This window comes from Burkholderia sp. GbtcB21, from assembly GCF_019091065.1.
Taxonomy (GTDB): domain Bacteria; phylum Pseudomonadota; class Gammaproteobacteria; order Burkholderiales; family Burkholderiaceae; genus Burkholderia; species Burkholderia pyrrocinia_C.
Genome location: NZ_JAGXKA010000005.1, coordinates 404,127 through 418,799 on the forward strand (window position 1 = coordinate 404,127; position 14,673 = coordinate 418,799).

Sequence of the window (14,673 nt, forward strand, 5' to 3'; positions counted from 1 at the left end):
TCGGTCAGTCAAAAATGTCCTGCGGATCAGTCGAGCATCGAGATGGCGGTCGGTGCGTGCTCGGCCTTTTCGGCGAGATCCTCGAATTCGTTGATCGCGTCGATTTCGGTGCCCATCGAGATGTTCGTCACGCGCTCGAGGATCACTTCGACGACCACCGGCACGCTGAACTCTTCCGCGAGCGATTGCGCCTGCCGCAGCGCCGGCTCGATTTCTTCCGGCTTGAACACGCGCAGCGCCTTGCAGCCGAGGCCTTCGGCGACGGCCACGTGGTCGACGCCATAGCCGTTCAGTTCCGGTGCGTTCACGTTGTCGAACGCGAGCTGCACGCAGTAGTCCATGTCGAACGCACGCTGCGCCTGGCGGATCAGCCCGAGGTACGAGTTGTTCACGACGACGTGCACGTACGGCAGCTTGAATTGCGCGCCGGCTGCCAGCTCCTCGATCATGAACTGGAAGTCGTAGTCGCCGGACAGCGCGACGATCGGGCGGCTCGGGTCGGCTGCACGCACGCCGAGCGCGGCGGGGATCGTCCAGCCGAGCGGGCCGGCCTGGCCGCAGTTGATCCAGTTGCGTGCCTTGAACACGTGCAGGAACTGCGCGGCGGCGATCTGCGACAGGCCGATCGTGCTGACGTAGCACGTATCGCGGCCGAACACCTTGTTCATCTCTTCGTACACGCGCTGCGGCTTGACCGGCACGTTGTCGAAGTGCGTCTTGCGTTGCAGCGTGCGCTTGCGTTGCTGGCATTCCGCGACCCATGCGCTGCGGTCCTTCAGCTTGCCGGCGGCCTTCCATTCCTGCGCGACGGCGACGAACAGTTCCAGCGCGGCCTTCGCGTCGGACACGATGCCGAGATCCGGGCCGAACACGCGGCCGATCTGCGTCGGCTCGATGTCGACGTGCACGAACTTGCGGCCCTTCGTGTAGACCTCGACGCTGCCCGTATGGCGGTTCGCCCAGCGGTTGCCGATGCCGAGCACGAAGTCGGACGCGAGCATCGTCGCGTTGCCGTAGCGGTGCGACGTCTGCAGGCCGACCATGCCGGCCATCAGCGGGTGGTCGTCCGGAATCGCGCCCCACGACATCAGCGTCGGGATCACCGGCACGCCGATCGTTTCGGCGAACCGGACGAGCAGGTCTTCGGCCGCTGCGTTGAGCACGCCGCCGCCCGATACGATCAGCGGCTTGTCCGCGTCGTTGAGCATCGCGAGCGCCTTCTCGATCTGCGCGCGGGTGGCCGCGGGCTTGTAGGCCGGCAGCGGTTCATACGTGTCGATGTCGAACTCGATTTCGGCGAGCTGCACGTCGATCGGCAGGTCGACCAGCACCGGGCCCGGACGGCCCGAGCGCATCAGGTGGAATGCCTGCTGGAACACGCGCGGCACCAGCGCCGGCTCGCGCACGGTGACGGCCCACTTGGTGACCGGCTTCGCGATCGACTCGATGTCGACGGCCTGGAAGTCTTCCTTGTACAGGCGCGCACGCGGTGCCTGGCCCGTGATCGCGAGGATCGGAATCGAGTCGGCCGATGCGGAGTAGAGGCCGGTGATCATGTCGGTGCCGGCGGGGCCCGACGTGCCGATGCACACGCCGATGTTGCCCGGGGCGGCACGGGTGAAGCCTTCGGCCATGTGCGAGGCGCCCTCGACGTGGCGGGCCAGCACGTGGCTGATGCCCCCCGACTTGCGCATGGCGGAGTAGAACGGGTTGATGGCTGCGCCCGGCACGCCGAACGCGGTCTGGATGCCTTCCTTCTCGAGCACGAGCACTGCTGCGTCGACGGCTCTCATCTTGGCCATGAATGTCTCCTTGAATGTGGCGGATCGTGCGAATCGGTCTGTTGGGGACACTTTAGGGATGCAGGAAAGGTTTGATAAGATCAGCCGGAGTCGCTTATTTCGAAACTAAAAGTATGGAATGACGGCCGGGCGGGGTTTCCCGCCGGTGTCGGAACGAAGACGGAGACGGCAGATGGATCGCTTCAAGCAGATCGAGACGTTCGTGCGGGTTGCCGATGCCGGCAGCCTCGCGGCGGCGGCACTCGAGGAGGGCGTGTCGCCGGTGGTGCTCGGGCGGCGCATCGACGCGCTCGAGAAGCGCCTCGGCGTGAAGCTGATGTATCGCTCGACGCGGCGGCTGGTGGTCAGCGAGGAGGGCGCGGCGTTCCTCGAGCGCTGCCGCGGGCTGCTGTCCGAATGGGACCAGGCCGAGAACGAGCTGGCCGCCGGGCGGCGCGCGGTCAGCGGGCACCTGATCGTGTCCGCGCCGGCCGCGTTCGGGCGCAAGCACGTCGCGCCGCACGCGCCCGGCTTTCTGGCCGACAAACCCGAGATGCAGCTGTCGTTCAACCTGACCGACCGTGTCGTCGATCTCGTGCGCGAAGGCTATGACCTGTCGATCCGGATCGGGGGTGCCGTCGATCCGAACTTCGTCGCGGTGAAGCTCGCGTCGAACCGGCGTGTCGTGTGCGGCACGCCCGACTATTTCCGCCGGCACGGCCGGCCGAAGTCGCTCGACGACCTGCTGAAGCACAACTGCCTCGCGTTCAACCTGCAGGGCGGGCAGAACCGCGGCTGGTATTTCCAGCGCCACGGCAAGATCGCGACGATGCGCGTCGCGGGCAATCTCGACTGCAACGACGGCGAGCTGCTGCACCGCTGGGTGGCCGAAGGCCTCGGGCTCGGCTGGCGCTCGACGTGGGAAATCGCCGCGCAGCTCGAGACGGGCGAGCTCGAGACCGTGCTCGACGAGTATGCGCTGCCCGACTACGACATCCTCGCCGTCTACCCGCAACAGCGCTACGTGCCGGCACGCGTGCGCTATTTCATCGACTACCTGCGCGACGCGTACGCGCGCCCCGGCTACTGGAGCACCACGCCGTAACGGCGGCGGGCGGCACGGCCACACGGCTGACCATGGATTTTTTGCGCTTCACGTGCGTTGCGCGGGAATAAACTCGACGCAACGACGGTAAGGTCATCGAGCGCGCACGTTGCCGGTCTGTCCGGGCGCCATGCGCGGAACGGGCGCGGTTTCGGCCGCCGGGACCAGGGAGGCCATGTGGGGCAAGCCGGACAGGCGGTCGATGAGCGGGCGGAGGGCGATGCGATAGCGCGCGGCGAGCGGTTTCGTACACTCGTGCTGCCGCATCTCGACGCCGCGTACAACCTCGCGCGCTGGCTGAGCGGCAACGCCGGCGATGCGGACGACGTCGTCCAGGACGCGTGCATGCGCGCGCTGCGCTTCATCGATTCGTGTCGCGGCGACAACGCGCGGCCGTGGCTGCTGACGATCGTGCGCCACACCTGGTACACCGAGTGGCGGCGCCGTACGCACGCGCACGAGGTCGCGCTGCCCGACACGCTCGACGACACCGACGTTCCCGACGACTGGCAACCGGCGACCGAGGATCCGCTCGCGCAGTTGCTGCGCGGCGAGAACGTGCGGCTCGTGAATGCGGCGCTCGCGAAGCTGCCGCCCGAATACCGCGAGGTGCTCGTGCTGCGCGAGATGGAGGACCTGAGCTACCGCGAGATCGCGGCGATCGCGGACGTGCCGGTCGGCACGGTGATGTCGCGGCTCGCGCGCGGCCGTCGCAGGCTCGCCGTGCTGCTGGGCGGCGAGTCCGCGCCGGCGGCCAAAGGCAGGCCGGGCCATACGCCGGCAGGCGGAACCGCATCGGAGGCTATCGATGGACTGTAACGAAGCGCGAGCATTGCTGGACGCGGACGTCGACCGCGAACTGTCGGCGCCCGATGCGTTGCGCGTCCAGCAGCATGTCGACGGGTGCGACGCGTGCCGCCGCGATCGCGCGCGGATCGTCACGCTGGTGCAGGCCGTGCGGCAGGCCGACTATCACCGCGCGCCGGAGGTGCTGCGGGCGAGCATCCTTGCGAGCCTGCCGGCAGCCGGGGACGGGCGGACCCGTGGGCAATCCCGGGCGGAACCCGAGCCTGAACCCGCGCCGCGATCGCAGCCGCGCCCGCGCGGCCGTCGCTGGTTCAGCTGGCTGGGCGGCGGCGTATCGGCACGCCCGGCGCCGACGGGCCCGGGGCCGCGTGTCGCCGCGCTACCCGGGCTCGGCTGGGGCGTGGCGCTGATGGTCGCGCTTGCCGCGGCGGCCGGGATGGCGCTGTCCGCGCGCCACGCCGACACCGACCGCACGGTCGACGAACTCGTCGCGAGCCACGTGCGGGCCGACCTGTCGGCGCGCGCCATCGACGTGATCTCGACCGACCGGCATACGGTCAAGCCATGGTTCAACGGCCGGCTCGACTATGCGCCGCCGGTCGAGGATCTCGCGGCGAGCGGCTTCGCGCTGGTCGGCGGCCGGCTCGACTACGTCGGGCGGCGCCGCGTCGCGGTGCTCGTCTACCGTTACCGGCAGCACGTGATCGACGTCTACGTGCGGCCGGCAGGCGTTGGGCCGGCGGCCCCGTACGCGACCGTGTCGCAGGGCTATGCGCTCGACCGCTGGGACGCGGCCGGGATGACGTGGTGGGCCGTGACCGACGCGGAGCCGTCGGCCCTCGCGGCGTTCAGGACGGCGCTCGACGCGCGACTCGCCGGCACGCATAGCGAGTGACGGTGCGCCGGGCCGCGGCCCGGTGCGCTTGTGTCCCGACCCCGATCGCAAAAGGGCGACGGGTGGCCGATTACGCAGGCCCGGCCCTTCAAGTCTTTGAAAACACGGCCGAATCCGGCCGCGAATCGTTGATTGGCCTTGCATGCGCCCCGTATCCGGGTTAGAATCTTCGGCTTCTCACTTGCCACACCGGTTCAGACGCCCGGGTGGCTTTAATCCACAAGGAGTGTGTAATGCGTCATTACGAAATCGTATTCATCGTGCACCCCGATCAAAGCGAGCAAGTGCCCGCGATGATCGAGCGTTACAAGTCCACGATCACGTCGCACGGCGGTCAGATCCACCGCGTCGAAGACTGGGGCCGTCGCCAACTGGCCTACATGATCGAGAAACTCGCGAAGGCTCACTACGTCTGCATGAACATCGAGTGCGACCAGACGACGCTCGACGAACTCGAACACGCGTTCAAGTTCAACGACGCCGTGCTGCGCCACCTCATCGTCAAGATGAAGAAGGCCGAAACCGGCCCGTCGCCGATGATGAAGGAAGTTCAGCGCGAAGAAGCCAAGAAGGCGGCTGCAGCTCAGCCGACCGAAGCGCAGGCTTAAGTTCGTCATTCATTAAGCCATCAAGGAGCGCGCCACTCACGTGAACAGGTTGCAATTGACGGCGAGCGTCGTCGAACGCGCACCGGTGCGATATACGCCGGCAGGTGTTCCGATCGCAAGCGCCACATTGCATCACCGCACGGAAGTCGTCGAAGCAGGCATTCCCCGTCAGGTCGAAATGACGATCGAGGCGGTGGCGGCCGGTGAGGCGAGCGGCAGGCTGGAAAGCCGTGAAATGGGCGTCGAGACGCTGTTCACGGGCTTCCTGGCAAAGAAAAGCCGCAACGCGAGAACCTTGGTGTTTCACATCACTGCATTGCAGGACATTGGAAAGGACTGAAATCATGGCCCGCCCGACTGGTAAAAAATTCGACAAGCGTCGTCAGCAACAAAACCCGCTCTTCAAGCGCAAGAAGTTCTGCCGTTTCACGGCCGCCGGCGTCGATCAGATCGACTACAAGGACACGGAAACGCTGAAGGACTTCATCGGTGAAAACGGCAAGATCACGCCGGCTCGCCTGACGGGTACGAAGTCGCACTATCAGCGTCAGCTCGACACGGCAATCAAGCGTGCGCGTTTCCTCGCGCTGCTGCCGTACACCGATCAGCACAAGGCGTAACTCGGCGACGCCATAAGGAGAATTCGAATGCAAATCATTCTGTTGGAAAAAGTCGCCAATCTGGGTAACCTCGGCGACATCGTCAAGGTCAAGGACGGTTACGCTCGCAACTTCCTGATCCCGAACCGCAAGGCTCGCCGCGCAACGAAGGAAGCGATCGCCGAATTCGAAGTGCGCCGCGCTGAACTCGAAAAGATCGCCGCTGAAAAGCTGGCAGCGTCGCAGGCAGTCGGCGAGAAGCTGAACGGCCAGGCGTTCGAAATCACGCAGAAGTCGGGCGTTGACGGCCGTCTGTTCGGCTCGGTCACGAACGGCGACGTCGCGGAACTGCTGAAGAAGGCAGGTTTCGAAGTCGAGAAGCTGCAAGTTCGCATGCCGGAAGGCCCGCTGAAGATGATCGGCGAGCACAACGTCCAGGTCGCACTGCACACGGACGTCGTCGTCGACGTCACGGTCAACGTGATCGGCGACCACGCGTAAGCGTACGCAAGCTTTCCGGGCGGCCTCCGCTGTCCGGACAAGGGCAGGCGCCCGGGCAACCGGGGCCTGCCTTTTTTATTGCCGCATCACTGGCGGCCGGTATGGCGTCGTCCTGTGTAATTCGCGATAATCCCAACCCATGAACGCGCCGCAAGATCCTCAAATCGAATCGCTGAAAGTCCCGCCGCATTCGGTCGAAGCCGAGCAGTCGGTGCTCGGCGGCCTGTTGCTCGACAACGCGGCCTGGGACCGGATTGCCGATTTCCTGTCGCAGGGCGATTTCTATCGCTACGACCACCGGATCATCTACGAGCACATCGGCCGGCTGATCGCGTCGACGCGCCCGGCCGACGTCGTGACCGTGTACGAAGCGCTGACCACGTCCGGCAAGGCCGACGACGTCGGCGGGCTCGCGTACCTGAACGCCCTCGCGCAGAACACGCCGAGCGCGGCGAACATCCGCCGCTATGCGGAAATCGTGCGCGACCGTGCGGTGCTGCGCCGGCTCGTGTCGGTCGCCGACGAAATCTCGGCCGACGCGTTCAATCCGCAGGGCAAGGAAGTCCGCCAGCTGCTCGACGAAGCCGAGTCGAAGGTGTTCTCGATCGCAGAAGAGGGCGCGCGCGGCAATCAGGGCTTCCTCGAGATCGGCCCGCTGCTCACGCAGGTCGTCGAGCGCATCGACACGCTGTACCACACTGCGAACCCGAGCGACGTCACCGGCACGCCGACGGGCTTCGTCGACCTCGACCGGATGACGTCCGGGATGCACGGCGGCGAACTGATCATCGTGGCGGGGCGCCCGTCGATGGGTAAGACCGCATTTTCGATGAACATCGGCGAATATGTCGCGGTCGAGTACGGGCTGCCGGTCGCGGTGTTCTCGATGGAAATGCCGGGTACCCAGCTCGTGATGCGTATGCTCGGCTCGATCGGCCGGCTCGACCAGCACCGGATGCGTACGGGCCGCCTGACGGACGAGGATTGGCCGAAACTGACGCACGCGGTGCAGAAGATGAGCGAGGCGCAAATCTTCATCGACGAGACGGGCGGCCTGAACCCGATGGAATTGCGCTCGCGCGCGCGGCGTCTCTCGCGGCAATGCGGCAAGCTCGGCCTGATCATCGTCGACTACCTGCAGCTGATGTCGGGTTCGTCGCAGGGCGAGAACCGCGCGACCGAAATCTCGGAAATCTCGCGGTCGCTGAAGAGCCTCGCGAAGGAACTCGACGTGCCGGTGATCGCGCTGTCGCAGCTGAACCGCGGCCTCGAGCAGCGCCCGAACAAGCGTCCGGTGATGTCCGATTTGCGCGAATCGGGCGCAATCGAACAGGACGCGGACGTGATCCTGTTCATTTATCGCGACGAAGTCTACAACCCGGACAGCCCGGACAAGGGCACGGCCGAAATCATCATCGGCAAGCAGCGTAACGGCCCGATCGGCCCTGTTCGGCTCACGTTCCTGGGTCAATACACGAAGTTCGACAACTTTGCCGGGGCGCAGACCTTCTACGGCGAGTAGCGCCGGATGTAAACTCTTATTTCGCCAAGCGTTGTATCCAATCCCGGCGTGCGCATATGCGCGCGTCGCGGCGCGACCGAAAACGGTACAATGTCGCCCGTTTTCGTGACAGTAGTTTGACAATCTCTCAGGAATCCCATGTTCGGTCGATTCATGCCCACCGAGGGCAAGTTCTTTGAACTCTTCAACGCGCACGCGAAGCACATCGTTGCCGGCGGACGCGAACTCGAACTGCTGATCGACAATCTCGCCGACGCCGAGATTCACAAGCAAAACGTGCAGACGGCCGAGAAGGCCGCCGACAAGCTCACGCACGAAGCGATCGATCTGCTGCACAAGACTTTCATCACGCCGCTCGATCGCGACGAGATCCACAAGCTGATCACGACGATGGACGACATCCTCGACCTGATGGAAGACGTCGCGACGGCCGTGTCGCTGTACGACGTGCAGGCCGTCACGTCCGAGGCGAGCCAGCTCGCGCACATCGTCACGCAGTCGGCGCAGCACGTGCAGCAGGCGGTCGGGATGCTGTCGGACATGAAGCAGTCGGCGCAGATCCTCAAGCAGTGCGAGGAGATCGACCGCTGGGAGTCGGAGGCCGATCGCGTGCTGCGCGCCGCGATGTCGAAGCTGTTCCGCGAAGAAGACGACGTGAAGACGCTCATCAAGCTGAAGGCGATCTACGAGCTGCTCGAAGAGATCACCGACAAGTGCGAGGACGTCGCGAACATCATCGAAGGCATCGTGCTGGAAAACGCCTGAGCGGACCACGATGCATTCGATACAACTCGCCCTATGGATGGTCGCGACGCTGGTGCTCGTCGCGCTCGTATTCGACTTCATGAACGGCTTCCACGACGCGGCGAACTCGATCGCCACCGTCGTGTCCACCGGGGTGCTGAAACCCCAGCAGGCCGTGGTGTTCGCGGCGGCGTTCAACGTCATCGCGTATTTCATCTTCCACCTGAAAGTCGCGCAGACCGTCGGTAAAGGCACGATCGATCCCGATATCGTCGACCACTACGTCGTGTTCGGCGCGCTGGTCGGTGCGATCGGCTGGAACGTGATCACCTGGTACTACGGGATTCCGTCGAGCTCGTCGCACGCGCTGATCGGCGGCCTCGTCGGCTCGGCACTCGCGAAGTCGGGCTGGAGCTCGCTGAACATCGACGGGCTGATGAAGACCGTCGCGTTCATCTTCATTTCGCCGCTGCTCGGCTTCATCCTCGGTTCGCTGTTCATGCTCGGCGTGTCGTGGCTGTATTTCCGTACCGCACCCAGTAAGGTCGACCGGCGGTTCCGCCGGCTCCAGCTGCTGTCGGCCGGCCTGTACAGCCTCGGCCACGGCGGCAATGACGCGCAGAAGACGATCGGCATCATCTGGATGCTGCTGATCGCGTCGGGCTATGCGTCGGCGACGGGCGATGCGCCGCCCGCATGGGTGATCGGCGCGTGCTACCTGTCGATGGGCCTCGGCACGCTGTTCGGCGGCTGGCGCATCGTGCGCACGATGGGCCAGAAGATCACGAAGCTCAAGCCGGTCGGCGGTTTCTGTGCCGAAAGCGGCGGGGCGATCACGCTGTTCATCGCGTCGTTCCTCGGCATCCCCGTATCGACCACGCATACGATCACCGGCGCGATCGTCGGCGTCGGCGCGACGCAGAAGCTGTCGGCCGTGCGCTGGGGCGTCGCCGGCAACATCGTGTGGGCGTGGGTGCTGACGATTCCGGCGTCCGCGCTGATCGCGGCCGGCGGATGGTGGCTCGGGCACCAGATCTTCTGATCGCCAACGCTGTCGGTTCGACATGAAATGCGCCGCAAGCCGAAAGGCTGCGGCGCATTTTCTTTGGGGGCGAGGAAATTTGCGACGAACGGCGGGGCTGCGGCGGATACTGCCGAGGTTGCCGTTGGAATTTGAGCGCCGGGTTAGTAACTTCCGTTCGCGAACCGGGCAATCGGATCGTCCACGGTGCCGGTGCGCGGGCTGACGGGCGCGGATTGCGTCGACGCACGCAGCACCTGCACGGGCCCGGTGCTGCGCGGCCACGTCGCGGCTGCCGCGGGCGGCGGTTCCGCATCGAATGCGGCGGCCTGGGCGGCCGTCAGTGCCGTCGTCGGAATCTGCGTGCCGGCTTCTACCGGGCCGGCCGGCGCTGCATTCGCCGTCATCGCGGTCAGGCCGCCATCGCCATTCGCCGACGTTGCCTGTTGCCGGGCTGCCTGCACGCGCGGCGGCGGCGCTTCGTACGGATCGGCGGGCGCGACCGCAGGCGCGACTGCGGCGGTCGTCACGGCCTGCGCGGCCGGCATGACCGGAGCTGGAGACTGCGTCGCTCCGGCTTGCGACGAAGCATAGGCAGGCGGCCGCGGCGCGGCGGCAGTCATGACGGGGGCGGGCGCAACCACCGGCGGGTTGCGCGGCTCGTCGCGCTTCGCCTCGTAGGTCGGCGCATCGAACGGCGTGGGCGTCGCGCGCGGCGGCGCGACGCGGCGAATGCCGTCGAAACGCTTGGCCCAGTACGGGTTCGTCAGGTAGTCGAGCCGCACGGTGCCGCCCGTCGACGGTGCGTTGACGAAGCGCAGCTTGCCGACATAGATGCCGACGTGCGAATGCGGCCGCCCGGTCGTGTTGAAGAAGATCAGGTCGCCCGGCGCGATCTGCTCGGGCTCGATCGACACGCCGCGGCCGCTCATGTCGGCGGTCGTGCGCGGCAGGTTCACGTCGGCCGCGCGGCCGATCACGTAGCGCACGAGTCCGCTGCAGTCGAAGCCGCTCGTCGGCGTATTGCCGCCCCAGCGATACGGGACGCCGACCAGGCTCATCGCCTGGATCGAGATTTCTTCCTGGCCGACGCTGTGATCGACGAATTTCGGGAAATTGGCGGGAGCGGGGAACGCGCGCGGCGTCGTGATCTTCATTCCCGGCTCGCGCGATGCCGACTGCGGCGGCATGCTGGAGCAGGCCGCAAGCAGCGAAACGACGGCGACGGGAACGCAGATTCGAAGCATGGCAAGGCGGGCGAGCGCGGCGCGCTCGCGAATCGTATGACAACAGACAGACCCGATGGTAGACGCTCCGGCGGGGCTTAAGCAACCATTCCTGAGAATTTACTTGAAGTTTCGCGCGTAAGTGAGGCTGTTGCGTGACGATGCGTTACCTGAGTTTTCGACCCCAAATAAAAACGGCGCTCCGGAAAACGGAGCGCCGCGATGCGTCGAAAGCCGGCGGGTGGGCCGGCCTGCCGCGTTACAGGATGTCCGACGCGTAGTCGGCGAGCCGCGAGCGTTCGCCGCGCGCGAGCGTCACGTGGCCGCTGTGGCCCCAGCCCTTGAAGCGGTCGACGACGTAGGTCAGGCCCGAACTGCCTTCGGTCAGGTAAGGCGTGTCGATCTGCGCGATGTTGCCGAGGCACACGATCTTCGTGCCGGGGCCCGCGCGCGTGACGAGCGTCTTCATCTGCTTCGGCGTCAGGTTCTGCGCCTCGTCGATGATCAGGTACTTGTCGACGAACGTGCGGCCGCGCATGAAGTTCATGCTCTTCACCTTCAGGCGCGAACGGATCAGTTCCTGCGTCGCGGCACGGCCCCATTCGCCGGCAGCGTCGTCGGTCTTCTGCAGCACTTCGAGGTTGTCGTCGAATGCGCCCATCCACGGCTGCATCTTCTCTTCTTCGGTACCGGGCAGGAAACCGATGTCCTCGCCGACGGGCACGGTCGCGCGCGTCACGATGATCTCGTTGTAGCGCTTGTCGTCGAGCACCTGCGCGAGGCCGGCCGCGAGCGCGACGAGCGTCTTGCCGGTGCCGGCCTGGCCGAGCAGCGTGACGAAGTCGATCTCGGGGTTCATAAGCAGGTTCAGCGCGAAGTTCTGCTCGCGGTTGCGCGCGGTGATGCCCCACACGTTGTTCTTGTGGTGGCTGTAGTCGCGCAGCGTCTGCAGCAGCGCCGTCTTGCCGTTCAGCTCGCGGACGATCGCGTGGAACGTCGGTTCGCCGTTCTGCGGCTCGAGATAGACGAACTCGTTGACGAGCATCGACGCGACGAGCGGGCCCGTCACGCGGTAGTACGTGGTGCCCGTCTTCGTGTCCTGCCAGCTCTCCATGCCCTTCGCGTGCTTGGTCCAGAAGTCCTGCGGCAGTTCGCGCACGCCGTTGTAGAGGAGATCCGAGTCCTCCAGCACCTGGTCGTTGAAGTAGTCTTCCGCGGGCAGGCCGAGCGCGTGCGCCTTGATCCGCATGTTGATGTCTTTCGACACCAGCACGACCTGACGGTCGGGCCGGTCGCGCTGCAGCGCGCGCACGACGCCGAGGATCTGGTTGTCCGCCTTGCCGGTGGGCAAGCCTTCGACGGGTGCGATGTCGGCGAGCTTCGTCTGGAAGTACAGGCGGCCGAGCGCCTCGCGGCTGCCGAGGCGCGACAGCGGGATGCCGGCCGTGATCGCGCCCGCATCGGCGACGAGTGCGTCGAGCGTGCGGCTGACCTGGCGTGCGTTGCGCGCGACTTCGGACATCCCCTTCTTGTGGTTGTCGAGTTCCTCGAGCGTCATCATCGGCAGATAGACGTCGTGTTCCTCGAAGCGGAAGAGGCTGCTCGGGTCGTGCATCAGCACGTTGGTGTCGAGCACGAACAGTTTCTGCAGTTCGGCGTCGGCGGGCTTGCGGCCGCGCGATTTCGTCGCCGCACCGGCATCGCGCGCGGGAGCCGCGGCCGGTTTGTCGGCGGCCGGCTTGTCGTTGCGCGCGACGACCGGCGCCGCGGGTGCGGCGGGCGCCGGCATCGGCTGCAACAGTGCGGCCGTCTGTCTGGTCTTGCGGCCGCGTGCGGGTGCGCTCGCGGCATCTTGCGCCGAAGACGCGACGGCGCGCAGCGGCGCGGCCGTGTTCGCGGCTTCGATCATCGGTTGGGCCACGCTGGCCGGACCATAGTCACCGGCTGTGGATGCGTCCCCTTCGGCGGATTTCTTCGCGGCTTTCGCGGGCCGCGCTTTCGCCTTGTATTCGTCGGGCGGCAGAAGGCTGCCGAGCTTGCTGGGGGGAGTAGGCAAAGGCATGGTGTCCCTCGGGAGGAATCGTGTCGCAAGGCGTGCGCCGCTGATCGCATCCTGCGTGACGTAGACGCATGCAGTTTGCGCGCGGTGGCGCACAGGAATTTCGTCTAGCCGGTTCGCCTAAGTGTCGATCAGCTCCTTGACGGGGTGAGGGCCGGACCGAGGGCCGGCGCGCAATCCATAAAAAAAGCCGCTGCCCCGTCGACAGGGGCATGCGGCTCGGCTGATACCGTCGTGATGCGCGTCAGGTGCCGGGAAGCATCGCATCGAGCACCGGCGCAGCTACGAGAAATATGGGGCGAACTGGCATTCATTGCGGCCCAATATAACGCGCCTCAAAGCGCTTGTACAGCACTTAGCACGTCGTCCACATGCCCCGGCACCTTGATGCCGCGCCATGCCTGACGCAGTACGCCGTCGGCGTCGATCAGGAACGTCGAGCGCTCGATTCCGCGCACTTCCTTGCCATACATTTTCTTCATCTTGATGACATCGAACAGCGCGCACAGCGCTTCGTCGGCATCGGAGATCAGCGGGAACGGCAGTTCGAGCTTTGCCTTGAAATTGTCATGCGAGCGCAGGCTGTCGCGCGACACGCCGATGACTTCCGCACCGGCTTTCTTGAACTTCGGATAGAGATCGCGGAACTGCAGCCCTTCGGTCGTGCAGCCCGGCGTGTTGTCCTTCGGATAGAAGTACAGCACGAGCTTCTTGCCCTTCAGGTCGGACAGCGAAATGTCGCCGCCCGTGGCCGGTGCGGTGAAATCGGGAACTTGACGGTCAACTTCGACAGACACGTGTTTCTCCTGTTGTTATGGAAAGGCGCCGCTGCGACGCGGTTCGGCGGGGCGTCGCGGCAGCGCGCCGCAAGGGCGCGGCGGGCGACGCCGGCTCGCGTGCGAACTCAGTCGGGCTGGACGATCAGTTCGCCGGAGCGGCCGGGGATTTCGCCCCACGTGACAGGGTACGATGGCAGCGAGTCGCGGTCCAGCGTCGCGTGGTAGTCGCCCATCGTCGCAAACGTGTGGCCTTGCGCGCGCCAGCCGGCGAGCAGTTGCTCGAACACGGGCGCGAGCTTCTGGCCTTCCAGTTCCGCGTGCAGCGTGAACACCTGGTCGTGCGGATTGGTTTCGGTGAACCTGAGGATGTGCGCGGCGACGTTGTGCGTGTCGACGCCGTCGATGCCGAGCACTTCGTCGAGCGTGGGCAGCGTCGTCGGCATCTGCACGTGCGACAGCGTGCGGCCGCCGACGACGGGCAGGTACGGCGAATGGCCGCGGCCGTCGGATGCGTAGCGCATCCCCCATGCGTCGATCTGCTCGAACGCGGAGTCGTTCATCTGCCAGCCGGCCGCGCCGTGCGTGACGGGCGGCGTGCCGAAGATCTCGATGAAGCGCGCGTGGCTCTTCTGCATTTCACGCGCGGTCCAGTCGCGATCGCGCACGCGGACGTTGTCCTGCCAGTACACGTGATCCCATGTGTGGATCCCGCATTCGAAGCCGGCCTCGTGGATCGCGCGCATGTCGGAGATCGCACGGCGGCCGATGTCGGGGCCCGGCAGCAGCACGCCGTACATCAGCTGCTTCACGCCGTAGTGCTCGACCACCGACGTGCGCGACACTTTCTTCAGGAAGCCGGGGCGGAACACGCGCCGCAGCGCCCAGCCCGTGTGATCGGGCCCGAGGCTGAAGAGGAAGGTCGCGCGCGCACTGAAGCGGTCGAAGATGCGCGCGAGGTTCGGCACGCCTTCGCGCGTGCCGCGCAGCGTGTCGACGTCGATCTTGAGGACGATGCGAGCCAAGCGA

Annotated in this window: 15 protein-coding genes and 1 pseudogene; 11 read left to right on the forward strand and 5 right to left on the reverse strand. The window is 65.9% G+C overall.

Annotated features, from left to right (window positions below; all coding sequences use genetic code 11):
• Positions 1-26: 26 nt before the first annotated feature.
• Positions 27-1,802, reverse strand: coding sequence for a glyoxylate carboligase (gcl, locus tag KVT39_RS15145; RefSeq protein ID WP_217589476.1), 1,776 nt, complete (start codon positions 1,800-1,802; stop codon positions 27-29).
• A 172-nt stretch (positions 1,803-1,974) separates the two neighbouring features.
• Between gcl and KVT39_RS15150 the strand changes: the two genes are divergently transcribed.
• From KVT39_RS15150 to KVT39_RS15195, 10 genes are all read left to right on the forward strand, one after another.
• Positions 1,975-2,886, forward strand: coding sequence for a LysR family transcriptional regulator (locus KVT39_RS15150; RefSeq protein WP_034181231.1), 912 nt, complete (start codon positions 1,975-1,977; stop codon positions 2,884-2,886).
• Positions 2,887-3,063: 177 nt separating this feature from the next.
• Positions 3,064-3,705: an RNA polymerase sigma factor gene (locus tag KVT39_RS15155; protein WP_175750301.1), complete on the forward strand. Its 642-nt coding sequence runs from the start codon at positions 3,064-3,066 to the stop codon at positions 3,703-3,705.
• Complete coding sequence (locus KVT39_RS15160) at positions 3,695-4,588, forward strand: anti-sigma factor (RefSeq protein WP_217589478.1); 894 nt, start codon at positions 3,695-3,697, stop codon at positions 4,586-4,588. Before KVT39_RS15155 ends, KVT39_RS15160 begins: the two co-directional genes overlap by 11 nt.
• 233 nt (positions 4,589-4,821) lie before the next feature.
• Positions 4,822-5,196: a 30S ribosomal protein S6 gene (rpsF, locus tag KVT39_RS15165; protein WP_004193673.1), complete on the forward strand. Its 375-nt coding sequence runs from the start codon at positions 4,822-4,824 to the stop codon at positions 5,194-5,196.
• Positions 5,197-5,236: 40 nt separating this feature from the next.
• The gene (gene priB, locus KVT39_RS15170; protein ID WP_011657069.1) at positions 5,237-5,536 is read left to right on the forward strand and encodes a primosomal replication protein N; all 300 of its coding nucleotides are present in this window, start codon (positions 5,237-5,239) and stop codon (positions 5,534-5,536) included.
• A gap of 4 nt (positions 5,537-5,540) precedes the next feature.
• Positions 5,541-5,816 carry a 30S ribosomal protein S18 gene (rpsR, locus tag KVT39_RS15175; protein ID WP_034181234.1) on the forward strand — a complete coding sequence of 92 codons (276 nt, stop codon included), beginning with the start codon at positions 5,541-5,543 and terminating at the stop codon, positions 5,814-5,816.
• A 27-nt stretch (positions 5,817-5,843) separates the two neighbouring features.
• Positions 5,844-6,296: a 50S ribosomal protein L9 gene (gene rplI / locus KVT39_RS15180; RefSeq protein ID WP_105393807.1), complete on the forward strand. Its 453-nt coding sequence runs from the start codon at positions 5,844-5,846 to the stop codon at positions 6,294-6,296.
• A gap of 139 nt (positions 6,297-6,435) precedes the next feature.
• Positions 6,436-7,818: a replicative DNA helicase gene (locus KVT39_RS15185; protein WP_034181236.1), complete on the forward strand. Its 1,383-nt coding sequence runs from the start codon at positions 6,436-6,438 to the stop codon at positions 7,816-7,818.
• Positions 7,819-7,956: 138 nt separating this feature from the next.
• Positions 7,957-8,583 (forward strand): DUF47 domain-containing protein, encoded by a 627-nt coding sequence (locus KVT39_RS15190; protein ID WP_034181237.1) that lies wholly within the window; start codon positions 7,957-7,959, stop codon positions 8,581-8,583.
• 10 nt (positions 8,584-8,593) lie between these two features.
• On the forward strand, positions 8,594-9,604 hold the full coding sequence (locus KVT39_RS15195; RefSeq protein ID WP_217589480.1) for an inorganic phosphate transporter: 1,011 nt from the start codon (positions 8,594-8,596) through the stop codon (positions 9,602-9,604).
• A gap of 143 nt (positions 9,605-9,747) precedes the next feature.
• Here KVT39_RS15195 and KVT39_RS15200 read toward each other — a convergent pair whose 3' ends face one another.
• Both KVT39_RS15200 and KVT39_RS15205 read right to left on the reverse strand, forming a co-directional pair.
• The gene (locus KVT39_RS15200) at positions 9,748-10,830 is read right to left on the reverse strand and encodes a C40 family peptidase (protein ID WP_217589482.1); all 1,083 of its coding nucleotides are present in this window, start codon (positions 10,828-10,830) and stop codon (positions 9,748-9,750) included.
• A 238-nt stretch (positions 10,831-11,068) separates the two neighbouring features.
• Positions 11,069-12,871 carry a PhoH family protein gene (locus KVT39_RS15205; protein ID WP_034181240.1) on the reverse strand — a complete coding sequence of 601 codons (1,803 nt, stop codon included), beginning with the start codon at positions 12,869-12,871 and terminating at the stop codon, positions 11,069-11,071.
• Here KVT39_RS15205 and KVT39_RS38020 point away from each other — a divergent pair.
• Positions 12,773-13,011: pseudogene (locus KVT39_RS38020) on the forward strand (hypothetical protein); the annotation flags it as partial. The gene KVT39_RS15205 and the pseudogene KVT39_RS38020 sit on opposite strands and share 99 nt — an antisense overlap.
• A gap of 192 nt (positions 13,012-13,203) precedes the next feature.
• Here KVT39_RS38020 and KVT39_RS15210 read toward each other — a convergent pair.
• Both KVT39_RS15210 and KVT39_RS15215 read right to left on the reverse strand, forming a co-directional pair.
• On the reverse strand, positions 13,204-13,665 hold the full coding sequence (locus KVT39_RS15210) for a peroxiredoxin (RefSeq protein ID WP_006756046.1): 462 nt from the start codon (positions 13,663-13,665) through the stop codon (positions 13,204-13,206).
• A 107-nt stretch (positions 13,666-13,772) separates the two neighbouring features.
• Complete coding sequence (locus tag KVT39_RS15215) at positions 13,773-14,669, reverse strand: polysaccharide deacetylase family protein (RefSeq protein WP_034181241.1); 897 nt, start codon at positions 14,667-14,669, stop codon at positions 13,773-13,775.
• Between the last annotated feature and the right edge of the window lie 4 nt (positions 14,670-14,673).